This is a genomic window from Roseateles sp. SL47 (assembly GCF_026625885.1).
Classification (GTDB): Bacteria; Pseudomonadota; Gammaproteobacteria; order Burkholderiales; family Burkholderiaceae_C; genus Roseateles.
The window spans coordinates 3954170-3980760 of the sequence record NZ_CP113068.1 but is presented as its reverse complement, the minus strand read 5'-3'; the positions used below and the strand labels follow the sequence as shown (position 1 = coordinate 3980760).

Annotated in this window: 23 protein-coding genes; 9 read left to right on the top strand and 14 right to left on the bottom strand. The window is 64.9% G+C overall.

Annotation, left to right across the window (positions count from 1 at the left end; genetic code table 11):
- Positions 1 to 4 precede the first annotated feature (4 nt).
- On the top strand, positions 5 to 1231 hold the full coding sequence (gene galK / locus OU995_RS17580) for a galactokinase (RefSeq protein WP_267831303.1): 1227 nt from the start codon (positions 5 to 7) through the stop codon (positions 1229 to 1231).
- On the top strand, positions 1228 to 2247 hold the full coding sequence (locus OU995_RS17575; RefSeq protein ID WP_267831302.1) for a LacI family DNA-binding transcriptional regulator: 1020 nt from the start codon (positions 1228 to 1230) through the stop codon (positions 2245 to 2247). Before galK ends, OU995_RS17575 begins: the two co-directional genes overlap by 4 nt.
- A gap of 132 nt (positions 2248 to 2379) precedes the next feature.
- On the opposite strand, the gene OU995_RS17570 is transcribed toward OU995_RS17575, so the two are convergent.
- The 5 genes from OU995_RS17570 to OU995_RS17550 form a co-directional block, all read right to left on the bottom strand.
- Positions 2380 to 2688: a UBP-type zinc finger domain-containing protein gene (locus tag OU995_RS17570; protein ID WP_267831301.1), complete on the bottom strand. Its 309-nt coding sequence runs from the start codon at positions 2686 to 2688 to the stop codon at positions 2380 to 2382.
- 2 nt (positions 2689 to 2690) lie between these two features.
- Positions 2691 to 3233 (bottom strand): Dps family protein, encoded by a 543-nt coding sequence (locus OU995_RS17565; protein WP_267831300.1) that lies wholly within the window; start codon positions 3231 to 3233, stop codon positions 2691 to 2693.
- A 218-nt stretch (positions 3234 to 3451) separates the two neighbouring features.
- Positions 3452 to 5365 carry an IS5 family transposase gene (locus OU995_RS17560; RefSeq protein WP_267831299.1) on the bottom strand — a complete coding sequence of 638 codons (1914 nt, stop codon included), beginning with the start codon at positions 5363 to 5365 and terminating at the stop codon, positions 3452 to 3454.
- Positions 5366 to 5490: 125 nt separating this feature from the next.
- Complete coding sequence (locus tag OU995_RS17555) at positions 5491 to 7227, bottom strand: carbohydrate-binding protein (RefSeq protein WP_267831298.1); 1737 nt, start codon at positions 7225 to 7227, stop codon at positions 5491 to 5493.
- 369 nt (positions 7228 to 7596) lie between these two features.
- The gene (locus tag OU995_RS17550; protein WP_267836293.1) at positions 7597 to 7998 is read right to left on the bottom strand and encodes a DUF4148 domain-containing protein; all 402 of its coding nucleotides are present in this window, start codon (positions 7996 to 7998) and stop codon (positions 7597 to 7599) included.
- Between the two features lie 216 nt (positions 7999 to 8214).
- On the opposite strand from OU995_RS17550, the gene OU995_RS17545 reads away from it, so the two are divergent.
- On the top strand, positions 8215 to 9663 hold the full coding sequence (locus tag OU995_RS17545) for a heavy metal sensor histidine kinase (RefSeq protein WP_324288584.1): 1449 nt from the start codon (positions 8215 to 8217) through the stop codon (positions 9661 to 9663).
- A 93-nt stretch (positions 9664 to 9756) separates the two neighbouring features.
- Here OU995_RS17545 and OU995_RS17540 read toward each other — a convergent pair whose 3' ends face one another.
- The 5 genes from OU995_RS17540 to OU995_RS17520 form a co-directional block, all read right to left on the bottom strand.
- Entirely contained in the window at positions 9757 to 9912 is a 156-nt protein-coding gene (locus tag OU995_RS17540) for a DUF3309 family protein (protein ID WP_267831297.1), read from the bottom strand.
- Positions 9913 to 10192: 280 nt separating this feature from the next.
- Positions 10193 to 11293 (bottom strand): NAD(P)/FAD-dependent oxidoreductase, encoded by a 1101-nt coding sequence (locus tag OU995_RS17535; protein WP_267831296.1) that lies wholly within the window; start codon positions 11291 to 11293, stop codon positions 10193 to 10195.
- 146 nt (positions 11294 to 11439) lie between these two features.
- Positions 11440 to 12984, bottom strand: coding sequence for a DHA2 family efflux MFS transporter permease subunit (locus tag OU995_RS17530; protein ID WP_267831295.1), 1545 nt, complete (start codon positions 12982 to 12984; stop codon positions 11440 to 11442).
- 7 nt (positions 12985 to 12991) lie between these two features.
- Positions 12992 to 14452 carry an HlyD family efflux transporter periplasmic adaptor subunit gene (locus OU995_RS17525; protein WP_324288583.1) on the bottom strand — a complete coding sequence of 487 codons (1461 nt, stop codon included), beginning with the start codon at positions 14450 to 14452 and terminating at the stop codon, positions 12992 to 12994.
- 207 nt (positions 14453 to 14659) lie between these two features.
- The gene (locus OU995_RS17520) at positions 14660 to 16099 is read right to left on the bottom strand and encodes an efflux transporter outer membrane subunit (RefSeq protein ID WP_267831294.1); all 1440 of its coding nucleotides are present in this window, start codon (positions 16097 to 16099) and stop codon (positions 14660 to 14662) included.
- A gap of 129 nt (positions 16100 to 16228) precedes the next feature.
- On the opposite strand from OU995_RS17520, the gene OU995_RS17515 reads away from it, so the two are divergent.
- Positions 16229 to 16897, top strand: a complete 669-nt coding sequence (locus tag OU995_RS17515; protein ID WP_267831292.1) for a TetR/AcrR family transcriptional regulator — start codon at positions 16229 to 16231, stop codon at positions 16895 to 16897.
- An 81-nt stretch (positions 16898 to 16978) separates the two neighbouring features.
- On the opposite strand, the gene OU995_RS17510 is transcribed toward OU995_RS17515, so the two are convergent.
- Positions 16979 to 18106, bottom strand: a complete 1128-nt coding sequence (locus OU995_RS17510; protein ID WP_267831290.1) for a porin — start codon at positions 18104 to 18106, stop codon at positions 16979 to 16981.
- A 66-nt stretch (positions 18107 to 18172) separates the two neighbouring features.
- Positions 18173 to 19495, bottom strand: a complete 1323-nt coding sequence (locus OU995_RS17505) for a gallate dioxygenase (protein WP_267831289.1) — start codon at positions 19493 to 19495, stop codon at positions 18173 to 18175.
- A gap of 101 nt (positions 19496 to 19596) precedes the next feature.
- On the opposite strand from OU995_RS17505, the gene OU995_RS17500 reads away from it, so the two are divergent.
- The 3 genes from OU995_RS17500 (at position 19597) to OU995_RS17490 (ending at position 22914) form a co-directional block, all read left to right on the top strand.
- Positions 19597 to 20505, top strand: coding sequence for a LysR family transcriptional regulator (locus OU995_RS17500; protein ID WP_267831288.1), 909 nt, complete (start codon positions 19597 to 19599; stop codon positions 20503 to 20505).
- 578 nt (positions 20506 to 21083) lie between these two features.
- A complete protein-coding gene (locus OU995_RS17495) occupies positions 21084 to 22391 on the top strand; it encodes an AAA family ATPase (RefSeq protein ID WP_267831287.1) in 1308 nt (435 codons plus the stop codon).
- Positions 22384 to 22914, top strand: a complete 531-nt coding sequence (locus OU995_RS17490; protein WP_267831286.1) for a hypothetical protein — start codon at positions 22384 to 22386, stop codon at positions 22912 to 22914. The genes OU995_RS17495 and OU995_RS17490 overlap by 8 nt, the downstream gene beginning before the upstream one ends.
- Positions 22915 to 23115: 201 nt before the next feature.
- Here OU995_RS17490 and OU995_RS17485 read toward each other — a convergent pair whose 3' ends face one another.
- Positions 23116 to 23532 carry a hypothetical protein gene (locus OU995_RS17485; protein ID WP_267831285.1) on the bottom strand — a complete coding sequence of 139 codons (417 nt, stop codon included), beginning with the start codon at positions 23530 to 23532 and terminating at the stop codon, positions 23116 to 23118.
- 178 nt (positions 23533 to 23710) lie between these two features.
- Positions 23711 to 24607 (bottom strand): LysR family transcriptional regulator, encoded by an 897-nt coding sequence (locus OU995_RS17480; RefSeq protein WP_267831284.1) that lies wholly within the window; start codon positions 24605 to 24607, stop codon positions 23711 to 23713.
- Positions 24608 to 24724: 117 nt separating this feature from the next.
- Here OU995_RS17480 and OU995_RS17475 point away from each other — a divergent pair, with 117 nt between their 5' ends.
- A complete protein-coding gene (locus tag OU995_RS17475) occupies positions 24725 to 25432 on the top strand; it encodes a substrate-binding domain-containing protein (protein WP_267831283.1) in 708 nt (235 codons plus the stop codon).
- A gap of 111 nt (positions 25433 to 25543) precedes the next feature.
- Positions 25544 to 26572: an amidohydrolase family protein gene (locus OU995_RS17470; protein WP_267836291.1), complete on the top strand. Its 1029-nt coding sequence runs from the start codon at positions 25544 to 25546 to the stop codon at positions 26570 to 26572.
- The last annotated feature ends 19 nt before the right edge of the window (positions 26573 to 26591 follow it).

Genomic DNA, 26591 nt, shown 5'->3' with positions numbered 1-26591 from the left:
CCCGATGGCTACTCTTGCTTCCCCTTTGTCCTCTTCATCGTCCACCAGCCTGCCGCCGACCGCCGAAGCAGTCGTGCGGGCCTACACCGAGCGCCACGGCGTGGCGCCCACCGTGCTGGCACGGGCTCCCGGGCGGGTCAACCTGATCGGCGAACACACCGACTACAACGACGGCTTTGTGCTGCCGGCGGCCATCGACCGGGACACCTGGATCGCAGCGGGCCCGCGCGACGATCTGCAGGTGGATGCGCTGGCCCTGGATGAATCCGGCGCCGACGACCACTTTCCCCTGAGCGCCACACCCCCGCACTTCCCCGGCGGCGGCTGGCGGGACCATGTGCGTGGCACGCTGGCTCAACTGGTGCCGCTGATGGCCCGCCCGGCGGGCATGAATCTGGTCATCTCCGGCGACGTGCCCATGGGCGCGGGCTTGAGTTCATCGGCTTCGCTGGCGCTGGGCCTGCTGCGGGCGGCACAGCGCATTGCTGGTGATTCGGCGCTCACCGGCAAGCAGTTGGCGCGCCTCGCGCAGCAGGCCGAGAACCGTTTTGTGGGCTGCCAGTGCGGCATCATGGACCAGCTCGCCAGCGCGGAAGGCAAGCCGGAACATGCCCTGCTGATCGACTGCCGCTCGCTGGACACCCGGCCGGTGTCGCTGCCGGAAGGCACCGCGCTGCTGATTGCCCATTCGCGGGTCAAGCGCGGCCTGGTGGACAGCGCCTACAACGAACGCCGCGCCCAATGCGAGCAGGCCGCCCGCGCGCTGGGCGTGCCGGCCCTGCGTGATGCAACGCTGGAGATGCTGGCCGGCGTGAAGCTGGAGGACAAGGTCTTCCGCCGCGCGCGCCACATCATCACCGAGAACAGCCGCGTGCTGGAGGCCACCGAAGCCCTGCAGGCGGGTGACCTGCCGCGCCTGGGCCGGCTGATGAAGGCCTCGCACGAGTCGATGCGGGACGACTTTGAAATCACCGTGCCGGCCGTGGACCAACTGGCAGCATTGCTGCAGGACGTGGTGGGCCACGAAGGCGGCGCCCGCATGACGGGGGGCGGTTTCGGCGGCTGCTGCATTGCGCTGCTGAAGAAGGAACTGGTGCCCAAGGCACTGGAAGCCCTGGAGCGCGGCTACCGCTCGCCTGAAGGGTTGCCGGCGCTGGTCTACCTGTGTGAAGCGGGCCCGGGGGCCAAGGCGGAATCCTGGCCCTGGCCAGCGGGTACGATCACGGCATGACGACGCTTGTTGAGGTGGCGCGGGCCGCCGGGGTGACCGCAGCCACGGTTTCGAATGTGCTGCGCAACCGTGGAAAGGTCGGTGAGGACACTCGCCGACGCGTGCTGGCGGCCGTGGAGGCCCTGGGCTACCGGCCCAACCTCATGGCACGGGCGCTGGTGGAGGGCAAACCTCACACCATGGCGCTGGTGGTCAGCAGCATTGCCAACCCGTTCTACCCCGAGTTCGCGCTGGAGGTGGAGCGGGCGGCCCGCAAGCTCGGCTACTTCCTGCTGGTGTGCAACACCAATGACGATCCGGCGCAGGAACGCGCCTACCTGGACGCCGTGGGCGGTGCGCTGGCGCAGGGCGTGATCGTGATGAATGCGGACTTTGTCCAGCTGGATGCTTTGCAGGACCTGCGCCGACGCGGCGTGCCGGTGGTGCTGTGCATGTGGGAGCGGCCGCAGGAGCCGCCGCCCCTGCCCTGCATCGCTGTGGATCTGTACCAGGCGGGTGTGCTGGCGGCCGAACACCTGCTGCGCCTGGGCCACAAGCGGCTGGGCGCGGTGAGCGGCAGCGAGCCCAGCGGCAATCACAAGTGGCGGCTGCAAGGGTTCATCGACACGGTACAGAAGGCCGGCGTGGAGTTGCCTGCCAGCCATCTGCGCTACGGGCATGACACGATCGATGAAGGCCGTAATGCGGCGCACAGTCTGCTGGCCGGTGTGCCGGGGTTGACCGCGGTCTTTGCCACCAACGACCTGCCTGCGCTCGGGGTGCTGCAGGCGGCAGCCGAACTGGGGCTGGAAGTGCCCCGGGACCTGTCGGTGATCGGCGTCACCGACATTCAATTGGCGCATCAGATGCGCCCGGCATTAAGCACCGTGGCCATGCCAACGGCGGAAGCGGCCATGCTGGCGGTGCAAATGCTGCAGTCGGAAATCAATGCCAAGCCCGATCATCCGCTGCCGATGTCAGTGACGGAGCCTCCCAAGCTGGTGGTGCGCGGGTCGACGGGCAAGCCCAAGCAGTGAGGCTGGAAACCGGGCGGCGGGGCCCGGCCGCGTGAGGCCTGCGGTCGGGTTGCAAAGGCCCGGCCTGTTGGGGGATCGACTGCGCCTGTTGGTGAGCCCGTGCGCAGGTCCAACCACCCGCCAGTGCGACATTCAGTCAAAGCGCGGAATCGGGCCCTTTTGCGGGGTGGTGTCTCCTTGCAGGTCCACCATCACCTTGTCCGCAAAACACCACCCCCAGCCTTCCGGCGGGTCGTAGCCTTCAATGATGGGGTGCTGCGTCTCGTGGAAATGCGCCCGGGCATGGCGATGCGGGGACTCATCACAGCAGCCCACATGGCCGCAGGTGCGGCAGATGCGCAGGTGCACCCACTCGCTGCCCAGCTTCAGGCATTCCTCACACCCCAGCGCACTGGGCACCACCTGCCGGATACCGGCCGCATGAACGCAGCGGTATCCCATGGTCAGGCTTCCCGGCTGATGCGGCTGGATTCAAACAGGAACCAGGTACGGCGTTCGGTTTCGTCGATCCAGTTCTCCAGCAGGCTGGAGGAAGCGATGTCACGGTGCTCGTCCGTGACGTTGTGGGCTTCGCGCAGGCGTCCGGCCAGCAGTTTGTTGTCCTCGCGCAGCTCGGCGAGCATGTCCAGCGGGTCGACATAGTCGGCGTCGTTGTCGCTGATGCGCTGCAGGCGGCTGATGTGGCCGATGGAACGCAGCGTGGTGCCGCCCACCTTGCGGATGCGCTCGGCGATGGGGTCGGTCATGGCGTAGAGCTGGTCACCTTGCTCGTCCAGCAGCAGGTGGTAGTCCCGGAAATGCGGGCCGCTCATGTGCCAATGGAAGTTCTTGGTTTTCAGGTAGAGCGCAAAGACATCGGCCAGGATGCCGTTCAGGGCGGCGCTGATGTCGGTGGCGGCTTCGGACGAGAGGTCGCTGGGGGTGGCCAGCGGCGCCTTGCGGCGGGTCTTGAGGTCGGACTTCTTGGTGTCGCTGAGTTTGGCCATGGTCGGCTTTCAGAGGGGGAGCGGCGGGGATTGATCGCCCTGATCGGACAAGGATCGGGTTGCGACTTCATCTTGCAGGCCGCGTGAGCGGCGTGACACTCCCAAAAGTGGGAGAGGCTCAACCTTCACAAGGCGTCTGGCTGGCCACACCCACTGCCGGGGTCTGCGACGAGCGGAACTAAAGCTGAAGACCTCGACGCCGAAATGTCGCGTTCTCGTCAGCGACTGAAGTTGGCTCGAACAACCCTTCTCCGATCATCGTCGAACTCGACTTCAAAGCTCCGCTTCGTGGAGGTAGTCCCACGCTGACCAGAGGGTGTATTCAAGTCTTCGAAGAGAACGACGTAATGACCACTCACCGTCATGACAACGATGCGGTAGCCAGTCAGGTCTAAACCATGGCGCGCGAATTCGGGAAGCGCTGACTGAATCAATTTCTGGCTGGTGCCCGATACGACATCAATGACCTGGGTTCCACCTTGCGTTGCCGTTGCTGCACCTCCCAACAGGGATACCCCAAGAATCAGCGCAACCCTGATGATTTGCGTTGACCTTAGGGCTCTTCTGCCGATGCCGTATCGCAGTTGCTGCTCTCGCAGCAGGTCCCGGTTGGCCTGGCTGTCATAGCCCCGGTCGGCCAGCACGCGTTTGCCGGTGTTGCTGGGGTCCAGCACGTCCTTCAAGGTCTGGCCGTCGTCCACATTGGCCGGCGTGACCTTGATCTTGCGGATGAGCTTGTAGCGCGCGTCGCTGTTGGCATGCACCTTGTAGCCGTAGTGGCTCTTGCCGTGCTTCTTCGTCCAGCGGGCGGCGCGGTCGGTGTGGCGCAGCTTCTTGGAGGACCAGCCCTCAGGGGCCTGCCCTTCATTGAGCGCTTCGCGCTCCTCGCTCTTGGTGTGCGTGACCGGCGCCTGCACGATGCTGGCGTCCACGATCTGCCCGCCTCGCGGGATGTAGCCGTGAGCCTGCAGTTGCTGGCTCACGGCCTCGAAGATGGCCTTCCCGCCCAGGCCACCCTGGGCCAGTTGCTGCTTGAAGCGCCACAGCGTGCGTGCGTCCGGGATGTGCAGCTCGCCTGCAAGCCGGCAAAAGTGCTGGAAGCTCATGCGGTCCAGCACCTGGTACTCGCACTCCTCGTCGCTCAAGTTGTACAGCGACTGGATGAACACCAGCCGCACCATGATCTCGGTGGAGTACGGCGGGCGACCACCCTTGCTGCGGTCGGGCCGTGGGCAGGCTGCCTCCACCTGAGCTGCAACTGCTGCGAAGTCCACCAGTTCGTCCATCGCCGCGAGGTTGGCGATGAAGCTGCCCATCTTCTCCTGACGTCGGTCCTGAACGAATAGGTCAGATGAAGCCTGGCGGCGCCAGAAGGCCGACGGCTTGATGCGGGGTGTGATCATGGCCTGTATGGTGACCGATTCCGGTGTCAGGTGTGAGAGAGGTTTTGAGAAGTGCCCATACGCCATCACCCCGGTGCGGATCACATCCGATGCCGAATGCCCTGCCAACGCTGCCCAGCCCGCCTGCCCCAGGGCATTGCATTGCGCGACGGCCCCTTTGCAATACACCGCCGACATCACGCCGATGGCGATGCTGCCCAGTTGGTACCCCAACTTCGTACGCGCAATCAGCCGCGCCTGATACAGCGAAGACAGCAAGGTGCCCAGCCCGGGCGCAAAGAAGTCCAGCACCCCGCCGATCAGCGTCGAACCCACCCATTTGGACAGGAAGCTATAGCCCGTCGGGTCCGTACACGTCATCGGGTTGTTGAAGCAGTACCCGTAGCGGTTGTAGTTCTGCAGATCGTCCGCCGACTGGATCATGGGATCTGCCTGCAGGAACACCCCCAGCGTCGGGTCGTAGATCCGCCCGTTCATGTGGATCAGGCCCACATCGTCCAGATGCTCGTGCCCTGTAAAACCACGGTCGGTGCCGTAGTTGGCGGCAGCCACCCAGTCCACCACCAGCACCCCAGCGGCGTCATACGTCCCATTGGCCTGGCGGCGCTTGCCAAACGGGTCGTAGCTGTAGCGCGCCGTCACGACTCCTCGGTGGTCCGTCGTGGCCATCAGGCTGCCCAGCGAGTCCTTGTGCCAGTACTCCACCCTCACCGCCGTCAAGCCAAACAAGAACGTCTTCTCTGAAGCATTGAACAGCTCCAACAGAAAAACCGCCGGCCGGCAAAGCCGACGCGGCGGTTGTTGGGGACCACTCAGTGGTCGGCCTTGGATGATGGACTCAACCCATCAGCGCCTTACTTCCAAGGAGCCGTCTGCAGCGCCGGGTCATCCACCAGGCCCAGCGACCCGGAGACTTTCTTGCCAATGCTGCCCGGCGAAGCCAAGGGGGCACTGCCGCAGCTGCCGCTGGCCGTCTTCAAGGCCTGCCACAGCATGGCGCCGTCGCGGGCATTGCGGTTGCTCAACGTGCTGCCGGTCACGGCATTCAGATACCGCTCCACCGAATACGGCTGGTTGATGTTGGCGCCATAGCTGTTCTGCAGGATCACGGAACCCGTGCACTGCGCATCCGCATTGTTCACCACCAGTTGACCACCCGCCCAGCCTTCTGGCGCGGTTTCAAAACCGATCGACACAATGGTGCTGCTTGGGAACAGCTTGCGATATTGCTGCCACGCGGTCACGCCGTCGTAATGCTCGTAACGGGCGTCATAACTCATGATGTTCACGAGGTTGAATGCCGTTGCCAACGCCGGGTAGCTGTTCACCAGTTGACGTTCCAGCCCCGCCTTGCCACCCCAATAGCTCACACCCACACTAGCGCATTGCGCATCGTTGGCGGTCGCCGCCGTGCAGTCCGCGCCTGTCGACCAAGCCGCCACGCTGAGAATGCGGCCGCCACCGGCCAGGTCCACCGCCTTGCGCATGGCCTTCACCGCGCCGGCATACCCATCCAGACCTTCAATCTCATAGTCCACATCCAGGCCGTCGAACCCAACGTCCTTCATGATGTTGGCCAGCGCCGTGATGGTCGGGCCGCTGCCTGCGTGGCCTTCGGCCGAGAGCGTGCTCCAGCTGTTGTACGTGGCGCCACCCACGGCCAGCAGCACCTTGATGTTGCGGGCATGCAGGACATCGATGGCTGCCTTGATGTCGGACGGACGGCCATTGAAGTTGATGCCGGTGCCCGACCAGTTGTTGGCGCTCATGCCGCCCCAGCTGAAATTCGGTTGTGCAAACGCCGCCACCACATGGGTGTAATTGGCGGGAATACGAGCGAAGTTGCTGGCCTTGAACACCTGGTTCTTGTCCATGCCGGTGGCGTCGAACCAGTTGTCGCTCCACGACGGGTAGTAGACGGTGTAGACGCGGCTCGACTGCGTGGCCGACTTGGCCGCCGGATCAGTGAGGTCCGGCGACGGCGAAGGCGCCGGTGACGGGCTGGGGGAAGGACTCGGTGAGGGAGAAGGACTCGGCGACGGGCTCGGAGATGGGCTCGGAGATGGACTCGGCGTCGGAGACGCGGAGCAGCTCCCCAGCATCGTCCACGGCTGGCCGGAACCGGCGGCACCGCTGCTGGTGGTCGGGTTGTTGTTCTGCGTCCACCAGTTCGCTTTGTAGTTGGTGGTGGCCACGCTGGCCAGATCACCCCCGTTATAGACCGTGCTGCTGGACCATACCGGTGCGCAGGTGCCCGAGGGCGTCGGAGACGGGCTCGGTGACGGTGACGGCGAAGGGCTCGGGGAAGGAGATGGCGAAGGGGATGGGGACGGACCCGTGGTAGTACCCAGGTCAGCCCAGAGGGCCGCATTCGTCGGGTTCCAGCCCGTGCTGGCGTAATCGGTCTGATTGACCAAGGCGCGATACAGCTTGCCGTTGTAGGTCACCACCGTGCCGGCGGCGTAATAGACGTCCGGCGCCCACGCGCTGTAGGTCTGGGCAGCCGCATGCAGCGCAAACGCCGCCGCGCTGAGCACGGCAAGTTTGCGCAATTCATGCAAGGGGATGCGAGAGGTCGGGAAAGGCTTCATGCAAGTGCTCCTGATAAACGACGACAGCGGCCGTCTTCCAAGCGCCCTCGCTAGGAGACGACCCGTGGGGCGTCGCTGCCCGACGCGCGCCCATATGAGCTAGTGGTATCTCGTTGGTCTTTTGTTCGCCGGATTAAGGCAATACCACTTTGCACCCACTTGCACATGATGCGATCAGGGAAATCCCGATAGCGTGTCAGTAAACGTTGCCAGCAGCTCGTGCAGGAGCGGCACGATCTGCGGCCTGTTACCAGGTCGGGACGCACAAAAGAATGGGGCCCCCGCAGGGGCCCCGTCGTCGGAGAAAGAACCGCTCCGCACGACTGCGGTGGCGATTCACGCCTCACACCATGAGCCTCAACTCACCGCTCACCAGCGAGGCGCATGCGCCAGCTCGAACTCCGGCGCATATCCCGCTTCGCTCCAGATCTTTTGCAGAGAGCCGTCCTCACGGGCCTGCTGCAGCTCGTCCATGACCTGGGCACGTGACTTGCCACCCGCAGCAGGCGGCGCAAAGGTCAAGTCGCGGGACGTGTCCATACGGACCGACACATCCACATCAGCCTGGGTGTTGGAATAGCGGACAGGCAGACCGTGCGCTTCATCGAAATCAGGCGCATAGCCGGCTTCGCTATGGATCTTGGCGAGAGAGCCGTCTGCCTGTGCCTGCTCCAGCTCGGCGACGACCTGTTCACGGGACTTCGGGCCCGAGGCGATTTCCTCTTCCACCTGTGCGAGGGCTGGCGCGCTCATCACTGCTGCAAGGGCCATCACCCCCAGGGAGGTTGGCAGGGAGGTTGGCAGGGAGGTTGGGATACGACGAAAGCGACGCATGAGTCATCTCCTTATTCAAAGTCTTTCCATGGCAGCCCGTCATTCAATGGCGGGCCGTTGCGGCGGTGTCTTTCAACACCATGGCATTCACTCTAGTCCTCGGGCCCTGTCAGCAAGCCAACCGCAGCATTACCGTTTGGTCATGTACACCCCATGAGCACGGTGCATCCATTCCGCCCCAGGTCCGGCATGCCTTGGTGGCGCAGGCTCAGCATCCCGGACGGCGTGGGGCCGCGCCTGTCCTTGTGGTTGGCCACCCAGACCTTCACCGGGCTGGCCTTGATGTCACTGGCGGTCTACCTGCTCACCGCCTCCGACCTGCGTTCCCGCCAGGACGAAGCCCTGCAGCAGAACCAGACGCTGCTGCAGCATCTGCTGGATGAGCACAGGGTCGCCCCCGTCGCCCCTCTGCAGCGCCGGCTGGATGACTTCCTGGAGATTCACAGAGACCTTCGCCTCACGCTGCGCGACGCCGAAGGCCGCGCCCTCTACGACCGTGCGGTGCATGCGGGCGCCCTCGGCGTTGATGCCCGCCCCCAGACCGGTCGAACGCTGGTCTTCACCACCCCACAAGGCCAGGAGGCCACGCTGCGGCTCGACACCCGTGCAGACGATGCCTTTGTGCGCCGTCTCGGCATGACGCTGATGGCCGCCTCGCTGATCGGCGCGCTGCTGGTGTCCGTCGGCAGCATGGTGCTGGTTCGGCTGGCGCTGGTGCCGGTGCGGTCGCTGGTGGAGCAGACACGCCGACTGGCGGCCCATCGGCTACACGAGCGGCTGGATGGCAGCGACCAGCCGGAAGAACTGCGGCCGCTGGTGCAGCAATTCAATGCGCTGCTGGAGCGTCTCAACCGCAGCTATACGCAGTTGGAAGGCTTCAATGCGGATGTGGCCCATGAACTACGCACGCCCCTGGCGACGCTCATCACCGCGACCGAGTTGGCCATGCGTGAACCTGGCCTGCCGGCGGCGACGCTGGATCGGTTGGGCTCCAATCTGGAGGAACTTCGTCGCATGGCCGGGATCGTCAACGACATGCTGTTCCTCAGCCATGCCAACAGCGGCGCCACCGCACGCCGGCAACGGGTACCCAGCCTCGCCGCCCTGGCACGTGATGTGGCGGACTATCACGAAGCCGCCGTCGCGGAAGCCGGTCTGCAACTGACCATCGATGGAGACGCCGCTGGCGAGGTGGATGCCGCCTTGCTCAAGCGCGCGTTGTCGAACCTGCTGGGCAATGCCACCCGCTATGCCACACCGGGCAGCTCGATGAGGGTGTGTATCGACACGATCGGTGTCGGCATGCTGAGGCTGTCGGTGACCAACGTCGGTAAGCCCATCACCAAGGACCACCTGCCACGATTGTTTGATCGCTTCTACCGCGCCGACCCTTCACGTGCTGGCGGCGCGGATCACCATGGCCTGGGCCTGTCCATCGTGGCGGCGATTGCCCGGATGCACGCTGGGGCACCCTTTGCCACCTCCACGGCTGAACAGACACGGGTGGGTCTGACGCTGACGGGCGGAGACCTGCCGGCGTCGTCCCGGCGACGCTGGCGGCGGCGGCGCAGCAAGTCGGCGGTGGTGACGGGGATGCATTGAGCCCGGGAGCGCTGGCCCGCCCCCACACTGCGCCCCCACACTGCGCCCCGTTCACCGCAGCCCCGAACCCTGCCGCCGGACAGCACTGCGCCGTCAGATGTATCCCAACAGCAGCAGCACCAGCAGAATGACGACCACCAGGCCCAGGCCGCCGCTGGGGTAATAGCCCCATGCACGGCTGTGCGGCCAGGTGGGCAGCGCCCCAATCAGTAGCAGGATCAGGATCACAAGCAGGATGGTGCTGATCATGATGGACTCCGTTCGAGTTGTTGTGACGGTTGGGAAGAACCCCGTCCTTGCATGGCAAGGCATGTTCCCAGGTGCGGCGCGCACCACCAGCGCCACCGTCGAGGTCATGACCAACAGGACCTTGATGGGGTTGGCGCAATGGTCAGCGCCAGCAGGGAGCGTGTCACCGTCGCCTTCGGGGCAGAGAAACGGAACTTTCTGACGCCGTTTGTCGGCAAGGCCGGAGTGCTCAAGCCACGCAGAGCGGCATGATGGACGCCGCACCGCTGCACCATTCGCTCTAAAGCATCTGGTCCGCCACAGCCTGACCAATCGCCATGGACGCGGTCAGCCCTGGCGATTCGATCCCGAACAGGTTCATCAGCCCGACCTGCCCGTGTTGGGAAGGCCCCTGCAGCATGAAGTCCTCGGCGGCGGAACCCGGCCCGCTGATCTTGGGTCGAATGCCAGCATAAGCGGGCTGCAGCGCGCCGTCCGCCAAGGCGGGCCAGTACCGGCGGATGGCGCCATAAAAGACATCCGCCCGGCGGGCATCGACCTGATAGTGCTCGGTGTCCACCCATTCCACGTCCGGGCCGAATCGAGCCTGGCCGCCCAGATCCAGCGTGAGGTGCACCCCCAGGCCGCCGTCCTCCGGCACCGGGTAGATCAGCCGTGAGAACGGTGAGCGGCCTTGCAGGCTGTAGTAATTGCCTTTAGCCAGGAACAACGGCGGCACCAGCGTTTCCGGCATGCCACGCAGGCAACGCGCCACCCCCTGCGCGCCAAGGCCCGCCGCATTGATCACCAGCGGCGCCTGGATTTCCATCGGCTCGCTCCCGGCCACCTGCAGCGCAACGCCGTCCGAGCCGCACACGCCGGCCGTCACCGGCGCATCAAATGCCACCATGCCGCCCGCCGCTTCGAAGTCGCCGCGCAGGGCCAGCATCAGGCCGTGGCTGTCGATGATGCCGGTGGAGCGGCTGTCCAGCGCCGCCACACAGCGCAGGGACGCTTCCGCCGCCATCGCCTGCGCACCGGACATCATCACCAGATCGTCCACGCCATTGCGCCGGCCCGTCTCCAGCAACTGCTCCAGCTTCTGCTGCTGATCCGGCGATGTGGCCACGATGAACTTGCCGCAACGCTGGTGCGGGATGTTGCGGGCAGCGCAATAGTCGTACAGCAGCGCCTTGCCCCGCACGCAGAGCTCGGCTTTCAGGGAACCTGTGGGGTAGTAGATGCCGGCATGGATCACCTCGCTGTTGCGGGAGCTGGTGCCGGTGCCGATGTCCAGCGCCCGCTCCAGCACCACGGTTTCCAGCCCGCGTTGCGCCATCTCACGCGCCACCGCCAGCCCCACCACACCCGCACCGATCACGATGCAATCCACGCGTTCCATCCGGTCTCCGTCCTTTGCGCCCATCAGCCGCGATGAACCAGAACGGACCACGATGGGCCACGCTCCGCCAATCCCGGCCCACTACTGCCAACGTTAGAGCCAACGTTACAGCCAACTTCCGCAGATTATGGGGTGGGAGCGGGCCTTCAATGAGCTGCGGTCGTGTCCGCCACCCGGGTTGGCTTCGGGGCCAGCCACACCGCTGCTGCCGCCAGCGCAAAGCAGCAGCCAGCGATCCAGAACACCTGGTTGGTGGCCAGCGTCACGCTTTGGGAGGTCACCATCTGGTTGATCTGGCTCAGCACCTGGTCCGGGGTGAAGCCGGATTGCGCCAACTGGTTGGACAAGCTGCCGAAGCGGTCGGTCAGCCCGGAGAGCTCCGCATGGGCCTCTGTGCTGCGGTCTTCCCAGGACGTGTTGACCAGGCTGGTGGCAAAGGCGCCGGAGACCGTGCGGCAAAAGCTCATCAGGCCGGCAGCGGACGCGGTTTCGGATTCCTCCACACTGGACAGTGCCAGGCCCGTCAGCGGCACGAAGAAAAATGGCATGCCCACGCCCATCACCAGCAGCGGAATGCCGATCTCCCAGAAGCCCATGTCCGGTGTGGCCGTGCTGCGGTAGAGCGTCACCAGGCCAAGCCACCCCACCCCGAAGCAGACCAGCCGCCGGGGGTCCACCTTGGTGCTCAACTGCGCGGCCAGCGGCGCGGACAACACCGCCAGAATACCGGAGAGCGCCGTGACCAGCCCGGCCTTGGTGGCCGTGTAGCCCATGGTGTTCTGCAGCCACAGCGGCGTCAGCACCGTGGCACCAAAAAAGGCGCCGAAGGCCAGGCTGATGGTGATCACGCTGGCGGTGAAGCCGCGGTGCCGGAACACCTGCAGGTCCACCACCGGATGGGGCGTGTCCCGCTCCCAGATCAGGAAAGCCACGAAGCCGATGGCTGCCACGATGGCCAGGCCGATGATTTCCGGCGAAGAGAACCAGTCCAGGTCCTTGCCCTCATCCAGCATCAGTTGGAAGGCGCCCACCCAGATCACCAGCAGGCCCAGGCCCACGCCGTCGATGCGGGCGGCATCGCGCGGGCTTTCATACCGCTTGAGCATGCGCCAGCCCGCCACCGCGCACAGCAGGGCCACCGGCACGTTGATGAAGAAGATGTAGGGCCAGGTCGCGCTGTCGCAGATCACCCCACCCAGGATGGGCCCCATGATCGGCGCCACCAGCGTGGTCATGGCCCACAGACCGGTGGCCGCCGCCGCCTTTTCCTTGGGAAAGATGCGCAGCAGCAGCGTCTGGGACAAGGGCATCAGCGGCCCGCCCGCCAGGCCCTGGAAGATGCGAAACAGCACCAGCATGCCCAGGTTCTGAGCAAAGCCACAGAGCGCGGAGAACAGGCCAAACAGCACCATGGAAGCGATGAACACCCGCACCGTCCCGAAACGCCGCGCCAGCCAGCCGGTGAGCGGCACGGTGATGGCCTCGGCCACGGCATAGGACGTGATGACGTAGGTACCCTGGCTGTTGGTCGCACCCAGATTGCCGGCAATGGTGGGCACCGACACATTGGCGATGGTGGTGTCCAGCACCGCGATGAAGTTGGCCGCTGCCAGCACCAGACCGGCCGCCAGCAGTTGGCCGCCTTGTAGCGGCGCCTGTGGGCCGTCTCGGCCCAGGCTTGACGTGCTCATGGCAACCTCAGCGGGTGATGATGGCGGTGGCCGAAGGGGTGGCCGAAGGATTCGCCTTGAGGGGCACCGGGCTGGACGCGTTGGTCATTGTGGTGGACGTAGCGCCAGGGGCCGCGCCAGCATCGGCAGCAGGGGCTGCGGGCGCCTCGCGGTCCGCCGTTCCAGCCTCCGGCAACGCGAGTGCTGCCAGCGCGGAGCTGGCCTGGGTGCGTGTATCGATGGTCACTTCCATCGACAGCCCGACCTGCAGCGGACGCTCGGCCAGTTCCTTGGGATCGATGGCCACACGCACCGGCACGCGTTGAACCACCTTGATCCAGTTGCCCGTCGCATTCTGTGCGGGAATGGCGGCGAAGGCCGATCCGGTGCCGCCGGCCAGGCCGACCACCACGCCGTGATAGACCACCGACGAGCCATACAGGTCGGCCTTCAGCTCCACGGCCTGGCCGTTGTGCACACGGCCCAACTGGCCTTCCTTGAAATTGGCATCCACATGCACTTGCTGGATGGGCACCACCGTCATCACCACGCTGCCTGCCTTTACCTTCTGCCCGACTTCGATCTGGCGGCGTGCCACCACGCCATCAAACGGCGCGCGCAACACGGTGCGCTCCAGGTCCACGCGTGCCTGATCCCGCTTGGCACGGGCCAGCGCCACCTCCGGGTTGTCGGCCAGGCCGGCCTGTTCAATCAGCGCCTGGTTGGCCGCCATGGCGCCCTGGGTGGCCGCGCGGTTGGCGCGCGTCTGCTCGGCTGTGGCCTTGGCCGCCGACAGGCGGGCCAAGGCGGTGTTGAAGGCCGCCTGCGCGTTGGAGAGTTCCTCGCCGCTCACTGAACCGCTGGTGGCCAGCGCCTGACGCCGGCTCAGGTCCAGCTTCGCCCGGTCCAGGTCAGCCTGTGCCACCTTCAGTTGGGCATCGGCCTGCTCCTGCTCGGCTTCACGGGCGGCCACCTGGGCACGGTAGCCCAGGTCATTGGCCTGATAGGTGCGCACCCGGCGCTCGGCACGGCCCAGCTCCGCTTCAGCCTGGGCCAGCGCGAGGCGGGCGTCGGTGGCATCCAGCTCCACCAGCACATCTCCCTTGCGCACCTCCTGGGTATCCACCACCCTCACCCGCTGTGTGATGGCATCGATGGCCGGGGTGATTTGCGCTACTTCCGCTGCGGTGTAGGCGTTGTCGGTGGAGACATAGCGCTCACCGATGAAGTGGTGATAGGCCCATGCGCCACCGCCCAACAGCACCACTGCGGCGGCCAGCATGGCCAGGCGGGGCTTGCGGCGGGCAGGCTGTGGTGCGGCAGCAGGCTTGAACGCGGCCGAAGCCGGCCCGTTCGAGCCGGTTCCGGCGCCTGCCGACGACGGGGTGGACGTGTCGTTCAGCGCGTCGTCGGCGCCCGCTGCGGCATTGGCCTGGGCAGCGGAGTGAGCGGCGTTGTTGGAGTCGAAGTGATGGTCAGCGTGGGACATGATGCGTATGTTCGAAAGCTTGACGGGAAAACCAGCGGGGCACGAGATCGTGGAGGCCGTGGAGGTCGTGGGGGGTGCGGTCCTGAATGTGTGCGTTGCGGACTGCGTACCGATGCGGAGCGCTTGCGTTGGGGGGCGCGTGCGTGGCAGGGGCGTGCGTTGCAGGTCTGTGCATGTCGAACGCACAAGCCTGTGTCGGCCTCGGCGTCACCCCGCCTGGGTCGCCGCAGCCTGATAACCCCCGCCCAAGGCTTTGATGAGCGAGACATCCAGGCTCATCAATCGCGCCTGCAGTTCCGTCAGGGCTTTGACCTGATTGAGATAACTGTCCTCGGCGCTCAGCACATCCAGATACGTGGAGAGCCCGCCCTCATACCGGCGCCGGGTCAGGGTCCAGGCATCCCGGGCGGCTTCGCTGGCAGCCTGGGCCTGGGCGAGCCTCCCTTCCAGTGCGCGTTCGCTGGCGGCCACGTCGGCCACTTCCTGCAGCGCCTGGCTCAAGGTCTGGCGGTATTGCGCCACGGCTTCGTCGTAGGTGCCGTAGGCCTGCTTGTATTGGCCGGTCAGGCGTCCCTGGTCGAACAGCGGCAGGCTGATGGCCGGGCCGAAGCTGCCCGCCTGCGAGCCGGACTTGGTCAGCATGTCCAACCCCAGCGACTGGAAGCCGAAGGACGCGCTCAGATTGATGTTGGGATAAAACGCGGTGCGGGCCACATCGATCTTGCGCCCGGCAGATTCAGCCCGCAGGCGGGCGGCGACGATGTCCGGCCGACGCCCCAGCAGATCCAGTTCCACCTGCTGCGGCAGGCCCTGCACCTGGCTGAGGTCCATCACCGGACGGGACAAACCGTCGCCACGCGCCGGGCCGGCGCCCAGCAAGGCAGCCATCAGATGACGTTGCAGCACCAGCGATTCCTGGATGGACAGCAGGTCGCCCTGCGCCTGCGCCAGCCGCGACTGGGCCTGGCGGACGGCCGCGCGGGTTTCCAGGCCGTGGGCTTCACGCTCCTGCATCAGGCGGCTGGTCTGCTGACGGGTCTCCACCGCCGCCTTGGCGGTGTCTTCCAACGCAAACTGACGCGCGAAATCCGCATACGCCGTGGCGAGTTGCGAGGCCAGGCTCAGACGCGCTTGCGCCGCATCGGCCTGGCTGGCCATCCAGCTGGAGGTGGCCGCCGCGAGTGAATCGCGCTGGCGGCCCCACAGGTCCACGTCATAGCTGAGCTGTACGGCCGCCTGACCGTAGTTGTTCCAGCCCTGCGGGACAAAGGCAGCGGGAATGCCGTTGTTGTAGCTCTGGCGCTCGCGATTCAGGCCGGCCGTGGCGGTCGTTTCGGGGCGCAGACTGGCGCCCTGCTGCTCCACCAACGCGGCCGCCTGCTTCAGGCGGGCCTCTGCCACCTTCAGCGAGGGGGCGTCTCGCAGCGCCTCGTCCATCAGCGCATTGAGCTGCGGGTCGCCGTAACGGCGCCACCACGGGTCCGACGGCCAGGCGGCCTCCGCCGCCCCCTTCAGGTCCGCGCCCCCAGCCACGGCGCCGGCCGCAGGCAGGCTGGCACGCGGGCCAAGGTCGGGAATCTGGGCACAGGCACCCAGGAGGAGCGCCGAAGCCAGCGCAGAGAGGAAGTAAGGCGTATCAGATCGCATGGAAGCACCAGCAAGGCATTAACTGAACCGTTCGGTACAGTTTAGGATTGACCTTCTGAGCACGTCAAGCAAAAATGTACACACCGGTTCAGAAATCAGTGATTCCCATCACGCCGGATTACTCAGCCCATGCGCACCAAAACTGAAGAACGTCGAGTCTTGATCCTGGACATCGCCACCGAGGTGTTCCTGGAAGTCGGTTACGAAAAGGCCTCCATGGCGGTGATCTCCTCCCGCGTGGGGGGATCCAAGGCCACGCTGTACAACTACTTCCCATCCAAGGAAGAGTTGTTCCTGGCGGTGATGGAGTACAAGGCGTCGCGCCACATGGTCGGCGTCTTTGATCAACTCCACCATGACGCGCCGCTGGAGGACGTGCTCATCCGGTTTGGCATCGCCCTGCTCGAGATGCGCCTCTCCCCGGAACTGGTGGCTATCCATCGGATGGCGGAGCACGAAGCCGACCGCACCGTGGTGGGGCAACTGATCTTCCACAACGGCATCGAGCGGGGGTGGACCTCCGTCGGGGATTTCCTGGCCGAATGCATGCACCGGGGCATCCTGCCGGAGAACGATCCCATGGTCGCCGCCTGGCACCTCAAGGCGCTGATCGAAGCCAATATCTGCGACCGCCGCATGCTCGGAGTGATACGAGAAACCCCCCCTATCGACGAGATCACGGTCTCGGTGCGCCGTGGGGTGGCCGTGTGGCTGAAGGGCTATGGGGTGGAAGACGCTGCGGCCAAGGGGCCGGACACCCCCAGGCGCCCCGCCTCCCGGCGGGCACGTCCCCATTGATTCGTCGGGATCCAGCGAGATCCCGGCCGGCCCGGCAGGGCCCTGGCGCCCCACCGGCGGTCCATCAGGGCTCAGCGCCCATCAGAAGCTGTGCTTGATGCCGGTTGCAATGCCGTTCTGCGAGCCGCCTGCCGGCGGTGTGCCGCCAGAAGCCGCATTGCTCACGCTCAGGGCCAGCGTGCCGTCGTTGTCGATGCGGCCAGCGGTGGCGTAAAGCGCAGTGCGCTTGGAGAGCGTGTAGGTGGCCCGCACCGCGAGCAGCGTCGCCTGGTTTGCGCTGTTCTTGTAGTCCAGCTTGAACAGTTCCGCCTCCAGCAGGATTTGCGGGTTCACCGTATAGCCGGCCCCAACGTACCAGAGCTTGCTCTTGGGTGTGGTGGTGCTGCCCTCGTTGCGGCGGTTGATCAGCCCGCCGCCCACTTTCCAGTTGTCCCACCTGGCCCAGCCGGCCACCGTGGCGCGGCGGTCTGTCAGTGCACTGCTGGTGAGCCCGGCAAAGGCGCCAGTGCCCCCGCGGATCGCATCCACGGCGGCCACCGCACCCCAGTTGGCGGTGTCGTACTTCACCATGGCAGACCACTGGCGGCAGGCTTTGGAATCGGTGGCGCTTTCGCCGGGGCAGTTGGTGCCCGCAGGCGTCGGGCCGGCATTCACCGAGTCGCGTCCCGGGCTGAAGGTGGCGCCCAGCGTCCAGCCGCTGAAGGTGCCGCGCCAGGCCATGGCGTTGTCCACGCGGGAATTGGGCAGGTAGCTATCCAGCGAGCCGGAGCCGAACATGGCCGGGCCCAGCAGGTCCGCATCCAGTTGGGACCAATACAGCATCGAATACTGGCGGCCCAGGGCCACCGTGCCGAAGTCACCGCTCAGGCCCACGTAGGCCTGCCGGCCCCAGACTCGGCCGCCCTGGTTCAGCGTGCCGCTGTCCACGCCGATGCCCTGCTCCAGCACGAACACGGCCTTCAGGCCGCCGCCCAGGTCCTCACTGCCGCGCAGCCCCAGGCGCGACGGCAATGAACCGGTGAGGCCCGGCACGCGGGTCAGCCCGCTGCGGCTGGCGCCGACATCGCTGAGGTGCTCCACGGACGCATCGATCAGTCCATAGATGGTGACGCTTTGCGCCTCGGCGCCACCACTGGCCATGCACAGGCTCGCGCAGGCCGCTGCCAGGGCAGTGCCGGCCCGCAGTCCTTGTTGATTGGGGGTCTTCATGTGTCTCCTCTTGGGGTGGAATGGAATCGTCGGCCGGGGACCTCGTCGTGCCCTCCGGCCTGGCCTTCAGGAAGGCTCTTTCTGGGGCGCGGCCCAGTCCAGGCTGCCCGCATCCTTGCCGGCCACCGAATAGAGGGCCTTGGTGTTGCGGGTGGCCTGGAACTGCTCCAGCGTTTCGCCGCGCATGGCGGCGTAGATGTGCAGGTTGGAGACGCCGACCACGGCGCCCAGCTTCTCCAGCATGAAAAAGATGACACCGTAGTGGATGAGGCCGCGCCAGTCGCGGCGGCGGACCAGGTCCTGCTCGGCCTGGGTGAGTCCAGCACGCTGGAATTCGGCGTCCGGATCGTGCAGGAAAGCCGCCCGGCGTTCAGGGAGCACCAGGTCATGCAGGAAGTGATTGATGCGGTAGGCCTTGACGCTGAGGGCCAGCGTGAACGGATAGGTGCCAGCCAACTGCTCAATGCCGGCGAGCTGCGTGCCAATGCGCTCGGCCCGTCGCGCACGTTCACCTGCTGAGGGTTCCCCCGCCTGGTTCTCGAAGATGGCCGTGGCGATACCGGTCATGGACGGCAGGTAGTAGCTGCGGTGGCGGCAATCCACACGGGCCGACAACGCGCCACGCATCACCAGCCACATGATCACCTCTGCGCCTTCCAGCCCGCCCAATTGCGCGTATTGCGCATGGGTCATGTCGGCCAGGTGCTCAGGGTCCTTCTCCAGCAGGTCCAGGAAGCGATGATCCCAATCGGTGTTGTTGAAGCCGGCCCGCTCGCCATGCACCTGATGCGACAGCCCCCCGGTGGCCACAATCGCCACACGCAGATCTTCCGGATAACTCTCAATGGCGCGCCGCAAGGCCTGCCCCAGCTTGTAGCAGCGCCGTGCGGTGGGAATCGGGAACTGCAGCACACCGATCTGCAGCGGCACCATCTTCACCGGCCAGCCGCCCTGCTCCGCTCCCGCTTGGGACGGTTGGTGATCCACCAGCATGGACAGCGGTGAAAAGCAGCCGTGATCCAGCGCACGATGCTGGAAGAAGGACATGTCGAATTCATCGGCCATCAGGCTCTGGCCCACATGGGCGGCAAAGGCCGGATGGCCCTTCACGGGGGGCAGGTCGCGCGCGCCTGCGCCTTCATCCGCCACCTCCCATTGCTCGCCCACGCCCAGGGTGAAGGCGGAATAGTGGTCGAAGAAGAAGGAGGTGACGTGGTCGTTGTAGATGAACAGCAGCACGTCCGGCTTTTGCTGGTCCAGCCATTCACGCACCGGGTCAAACGCTTCGAAGATCGGTGCCCAGGTCGGGTCATGGCGCTTGTCGCGGTCGAAGGCAAAGCCGATGGTGGGGGTATGGGAAGCGGCAATGCCGCCGATGATGACTGCCATGGTGCTGAAGGTTGGTTGGAGGGGCAGTCTAGAAATCGGACTCCGCTCTCGTCAGATGGCAGGCCCTGCGGGGCGATAACGCTTGGTTATCATGGTTCACCATGAAACTGACGAATCTCAGGGCGCTGGTCGCCTCGGTGGAAGAAGGCAGCCTGCGCGGAGCCGCGCGTCGAATTGGCGTGTCGCAGCCGGCATTAACCAAGATGATTCGCGAACTGGAGCGCGAACTGGCCACCACCTTGCTGCTGCGCAGCACCACCGGTGTGCTGGCCACGGCGCAAGGCATGGTGTTGTATGAGCGCGCCATTGCAGCGGACCGGGAACTGGCCCATGCGGTGGATCAGATCCAGCAACTGGGCGGCCGCATGACCGGCACGCTGGCCATCGGTGCGGTGCCCCTGGCGGTGATGCTGCTGGTGCCGGAGGCGCTGCGCACGTTTGGCGCGGAGTTCCCGGAGATTCAGCTGCGCATCATCGAAGAGCTCTACATGGCGCAGCTCACCCGCTTGCGCAAGGGTGAAGTGGACATCGCCCTCGGCCCCCTGCCCGAGCACCTGCCCTCCGGCGAATTCACGGTGGAGCCGCTGATGCCGGTGGACATGATGATCGTGGTGGGCAAAGGCAATCCGTTACGGCGTGCCAAGACTCTGGTGGAACTGAATGATGTGCCCTGGGTGTACACCGGCGCCACATCCGATGCGGGTTATGCCCGCACGCTGTTTGAAAACCACGGGCTCAAGCCGCCGCCGGCGGGTGCGCTGGTGAATTCAACGCTGGGCCTGCTGTCGATCATCGCCAGCGGCAACTGCGTGGGTCTGATGCCGCAGCAGATTGCCGCGCACCCGTTTGCCATGCAACACGTGGAGGTGGTGCGGGTGGCGGAAGGGCCGCTTCGCCTGACGATTGGCGCGCTGGCGCGCGCCGATTCGGCGCTGAAACCAAGCGTGCGGCACTTTCTGGCGCATCTGCATCGGGCAGCCCATCATTTGACGGGGGCGCAGCGGATTTGAGGGTGATGACCGCGCCCCCGCGCCCCCTCGCGTACGGGCGGCCTGGGCAAGTGACCTATCGAACTGCCATTGGGTCACCCTCTGCGCATCTTTATTTCCTCATGAGGTCGTACGGATAAAATGCCCGCAACTTTTGACCTTGGCTGCAGCCGCGATGAAAGCTGATCCGACGGCTGAACTTGCCGCATCCCAGCGGGACCGACTCAAACACATCGGGCTCCGATGGCGCTTCCTCGGGGAGCTTCGGCGCCCGGGCTTGACGCAGCGCTTTGGCATCCAGTCAGCCCAGCCTGCGGGGGACACACTACCGACTCTGGCTGAAAGACCCCCTCGCTTTGTACGGCGTTGAGACCACCACCTCGGCACCGGGGTATCCCGGAAACATGGGCGTCGCTCAAGAGGGACCGCATGATGACGGCCCCGCAACCCAAGAAGTTCACCGCCTCCACTGAGATGGCCTCCGAGTTCTTACCAGATCGCGTGGCACTGCCAGGTCAATCTCTGACAATCAAGGTCCCGGGCCGACCACTGCGCCGCGAGGCACCTGAAGAAGCATCGATTCCAGAAGGACGCACATCATGAAGCTCATCCTCGACAACATCGGCATGCTCCAGCATGCCGAACTTTCGCTGCGCAAGCTATGCGTCATTGCTGGTGAAAACGACAACGGAAAGAGCACCGTCGGCAAGATTGTTTTTTGCATCGTCAAGGCCATCAACCGCTATCGGGAAGACTTGCAAGAGTCCAGGGAATTCAGGGTTGAGGAGAAGACAGACGAGATCTACTTCCGCCTCCGCGAGGCCATGCCACACACCACCCCCGAAATGATGGATGTGTTGCGGCGTTTACGCTCTTTGACAAAGCACCGGATCAGTGCCGAGGAGCAGTTGGCCGCCATTGATGACCACATCCAACGCATCTTCGCGCTGGGAAGTTTCGCTCCGGAGGATCAGCAGGCCGTTCTAGCGCTTCGCGACGACATTCAGACTGCGCTGGATCAGCCTGAAGACGTCAAGCAATCCATTGAAAACGCACTCAACAAGGTCTTTGCATCGGAGTTTGACGCCTCCTTGCTGCTGCAAGGGGCGGCAGAAGGGCGAATCCAACTGGTGGAGAACAGCCTGACCCTTCTTGATCTTCGGGTAACAGACAGCGGCGTACGCCTGTCGGGCGAGGTGGAGCCAGTCCCACTGAAAGATGCCACCTTCATTGATTCGCCGCTCATCCTGAACAACCATGATGTGCTGGCACGAAGCCAAACCCTGCTGGACATGGGCCAGCGCCGTTCCAGCCGCCTGGGGCAGCCATTCACGACACTGCACACCAAAGATCTGTTCGACAAGCTCCGAACACCGGCGCTGCCTGCCGATCTGCTCAGTGAAGGCAACGCCCTGAATTCAAGCGAGCTGCTGGAAGACTTGGAGCGGCTGATGGACGGTGAAGTGGCGTACGACAAAGCAGAGCGCGACTTCTTGTTTCATCGGCGCGGCACCTCCATCTCCATCAAGAACACAGCCAGCGGCATCAAGGTGTTTGGACTGCTCAAGATGCTGGTGGCCAACGAATTCGTGGCAAAGAACACCGTTCTCATTTTTGATGAGCCGGAGAATCACCTGCATCCCAAATGGCAACTCAGGCTTGCCAAGGTGTTGGTGACATTGGCAGAAAACGGCGTGTACGTTCTGGTGTCGTCGCACAGCCCCTACCTGATTGAAGCCCTCAAGCGCGATGTGGATCGCGCAGGACTCGATGCAGAGTCACGCTTCGCCCTGGCGCAAGGGCGAAGCATTGACGATGAAGACCGCCTGAGTGACATTTTCAGCATCCTTGCCGAGCCCTTTGAAGTCTTCAGAAAAATGGATGCAGAGGACTTGCGCGATGAATAAATACAGCCTCAAGCAACACCTGGCGCAAGCGCTCGGTCCTTACAGTTCGACATTCAAAGCCACCAGCTTGGATGTCGCAAACGGACAGCATCTCTGCAGTGATGAAGCTACAGCAGAGGTCTATGACTTCGACGCTTACGTACGAGCCCAAAGCGCTGCCCCGATCCCCGCATCCCCAGACGCCATCCAAGCGGGACACAAGGATCTCTACTTTGTCGAATTCAAAAACCAGCGCACCTCGGATATCGACAAAGCACAAATGCAGCGCAAGTTTGAGGCGGGAACAGAATTACTGAAAGGCTTGCTGAAGGACTTCTCAGCCAGAGACTGCCGGTATCACTTCTGTGTCGTAATGAAGAACCAAGCACGGGCCCGCTTCATGGACTTCCGGCACATTGAGCAGAGCGCGGTCAAGTTCGGTCTTGATGAACTGAACAGTCGGCTGGGTGGCTTTTATGACCACGTCGTCACTGAAAGCCTTGACTTCTACGTCGACAATTTCAAGGCACTTCAGTGTGCGTAATCTCCGCCTAGTGTGCTGCGCCGCCACCAGGGCTTCACGCCCCCCCCTCCCAGTAGCCGCTGAAATATGCAAAGCGCTTGGGCCGTCCGTCGAAGCGTTCAATCAGCCGCTGGGCCGCCACGGCGGTGACATGCACGGCACGATGGGCAAAGTCCTCGCGCTTGGCGGCATCGGCACCGAAGCTGCCGTCGTTGATCCGATCTACAGGTAAGGCTGCGTCCAGCGGCCCAGCGGCAGCTCGACCCGGAACTGGATGCTGGCCGGCAACCCTTGACTGGTAGCCTTGAAGGCCTTGGTCCCACGGCGACCGGCTCCTGCAAATTCCACCAACGAGGTGCTGGTCAAGGCCGAGCAATCTGCAATCGGCGTGATCACCGGAAGCGGGAGACCCGCCGTCAAGCGGGGCACCGCTGCGGGGCCCACGGCCGATCCTGATGCAACGGGGGTGGGGCCGGACATCGATGGGAGCATTGCCGCCGAGGTGGAGGCGGCCCGTGCGGGCACGGCCTCCAACAAGACAAAGGCGGCCAACGCCGCCAGCACCCACCAGAGCAGCGTCCGCCACAGGCTGGGGCGTTGCTGACCGGAAGGTCCGAAGGTGTGAGAAGTCTCTGGCATGGTGGGCGAATCTTCCTGAAGCGCATCCGGGGCGTCAACGAAAAGCCTGGGACACCTACCCACCTTCGGGGGACGGTTGTAGGGATGTGCGCCACAGCGCTACCGAAGCTTTACCTCGCGACGCAATTGGGCTGCCCGGGCCTTACGCAACGGCCCCGACCCGCACATGGCAACCGCCCTATTCCGACACCGGCGCCTCCCCGACCAGCCGCATCAGCAGAGCCGCCGTCCGCTGCATCAGCGGTGTGGCCCGCTTGCTGGTGGGAGTGACCAGGCACAGCGTACTCTGGATGTCCGCACGGGCCAGGGGCGTCACCACCAGGCGTTCCGGCTGCTCCACGATGCGCAGGGCATCTTCGCCCAGTGCCGCGTGCCCAATGCCGGCCGCCACACAATCCAGGATGGCCGGCACGCTGGACACCTCCCAGCGCACCTCCAACTGCACCCCCGCCATGGCAGCAGCCTTCTCCATCAGCGAGCGAAACACATGGCCCCGCTGGGGCATCACCAGCGGATAGCGGGCCAGTTGCTTGAGCGTCGGCGGCCGTGCCGGTGCCTCGCCTCGGGGGCTGACCAGGCACAGCCGTTCCTTGCGCAGCGGCAGGATTTCCAAGGCGGGCACCGGCTCCGGGTTGTAGACCAGGGCCAGGTCCGTGCGGCCGGTCAGCAGCCATTCGGTCAGATGGACCGAAAACCCCTCGGTAATGGCCAGCCGGGCCTGCGGCATATCCGCCTGGAAGGCGCGGATCAGCGCCAGGGTATGCAGCCGGGCCAGCGTCGGGGGCATGGCAATGGTGATCTGCCCCACCGGCTCGCTGCGCTGCGCCCGCAGATCTTCCTTGGCATGGCTGACCAGGTTGAGAATGTCCTGCCCATGCTGCAGCAGGCGCCGCCCGGCTTCGGTGAGCTGAACACCGCGGCCATTGCGCAGCAGCAGGGTCTCATGCAGCTCCGTCTCCAAGGCCCGCACCTGGCGGCTCAATGCCGGCTGGGCCACGCCCAGCACCAGCGCCGCCTTGCTAAAGCTGCCATGCTCGGCCACATGGACAAAAGTTTCCAGTTGGGTGAGATTCATGGGCAGGATCATCGCACGCCATGCCCAACCGGAATATCAGCTAGTGGGAGCTAGAACTGGATTGAAGGGTCGACTCGGACCAGAATCCACCGCAGATCAGCTTCCCCTTCTGTTGCCGTGACCGATCCTCTGCTTGGCATCTCCTCCATGGCCACCCGCCAGGTGCTGGCTGACCTGTCCACCGCCTTCAGCGCGGACACCGGTGTGAAGCTGCGCTTTGAATCCGTGGGCGGCGTGGATGCCGCGCAGCGAGTGGCCCAGGGGGAGCGGCTGGATCTGGTCGTGCTGGCGGAAGACGCCATGCAGCGCCTGGCCGACGCCGGCCACCTGCACGCCGCCAGCCGGCGGGTGATGGTGGAATCGCCGATGGTGATCGCAGCCACTGCCGGCGATGCCATGCCCGATGTCTCCACGCCCGAAGCGCTGCGCCAGGCCTTGCTGGCGGCCCGCGGCATCGGCTACTCCACCGGCCCCAGCGGCACGGCGCTGCTGAAGCTGCTGGATCGCTGGGACCTGCGCAAGGTGCTGGGGGACCGGCTCCGACAGGCGCCGCCCGGCGTGCCGGTCGGCCGATTGGTGGCACAGGGGGAGGTGTCCCTCGGCTTCCAGCAGCTCAGCGAACTGCAGCAGGTACCAGGCATCACGCTGTTGGGGGCCATGCCGACGGGGCTGGAGATCATCACCCGATTTGTCGGCGCGGTGGCCGCCAGCAGCACCGATGTCGCCGCCGCTCAGCTGGCGCTGGACTTCTTCACCCTGGCCCGCCATGACGCCCTGAAGCGCCAGCATGGCATGACCCCGCCGGTGGCCGAAGGCCGGCTCTGACATCCAACGCCATCGCCCACACCCACGCCACGACACGACACGACACGCCCAGCAGCGTCCTTCATCCCAACGTCGCCAAGACCCACACCCAAGATGTCCAACCGCAAGCCATTGATCATCGACGTCCACGGCCACTACACCACCGCCCCGGCGGCGCTGGGGGCCTGGCGGGACCGCCAGATCGCCGGTCTCAAGGACCCGAGCCTTGCCCCCAAGCCGTCGGAGCTGACGATCAGCGACGATGAACTGCGCGAATCGATCATCACCAACCAGTTGGCCAAGATGAAGGAACGCGGCAGCGACCTCACCATCTTCAGTCCGCGCGCCAGCTTCATGGCCCACCACATCGGTGACTTCCAGACCTCCTCCACCTGGGCGGCCCTCTGCAATGAGCTGTGCTACCGCGTCAGCCAGCTCTTCCCGGACCATTTCATTGGCGCCGCCATGCTGCCGCAGAGCCCGGGCGTGGACCCGGCCACCTGCATTCCGGAACTGGAGCGCTGCGTCAAGGACTATGGCTTTGTTGGCATCAACCTCAATCCCGACCCGTCCGGCGGCCATTGGACCAGCCCGCCGCTGACCGATCGCCATTGGTATCCCATCTACGAGAAGATGGTGGAGTGGGACATTCCGGCGATGATTCATGTCTCCACCAGTTGTAATGCCTGTTTCCACACCACCGGCGCGCATTACCTGAACGCCGACACCACCGCCTTCATGCAATGCCTGACCGGTGATCTGTTCAAGGACTTCCCCACACTGAAGTTCCTGATTCCGCATGGCGGCGGTGCGGTGCCCTACCACTGGGGCCGCTTCCGCGGCCTGGCGCAGGAACTCAAGAAGCCGCTGCTGGACGAGCATCTGCTCAACAACATCTTTTTCGACACCTGCGTCTATCACCAGCCTGGCATTGACCTGCTGGCCCGGGTAATCCCGGTGAAGAATGTGCTGTTCGCGTCCGAGATGATCGGTGCGGTGCGCGGCATCGACCCCACCACCGGCCACTTCTACGACGACACCAAGCGCTACATCGAGGCCACGCCCCACCTCAATGACGAGGAGCGTTTCCAGATCTACGAAGGCAACGCCCGCCGTGTGTTCAGCCGGCTGGACACCGCCCTCAAGGCCAAAGGCCTTTGACCCTGCACACGAAAGAAAC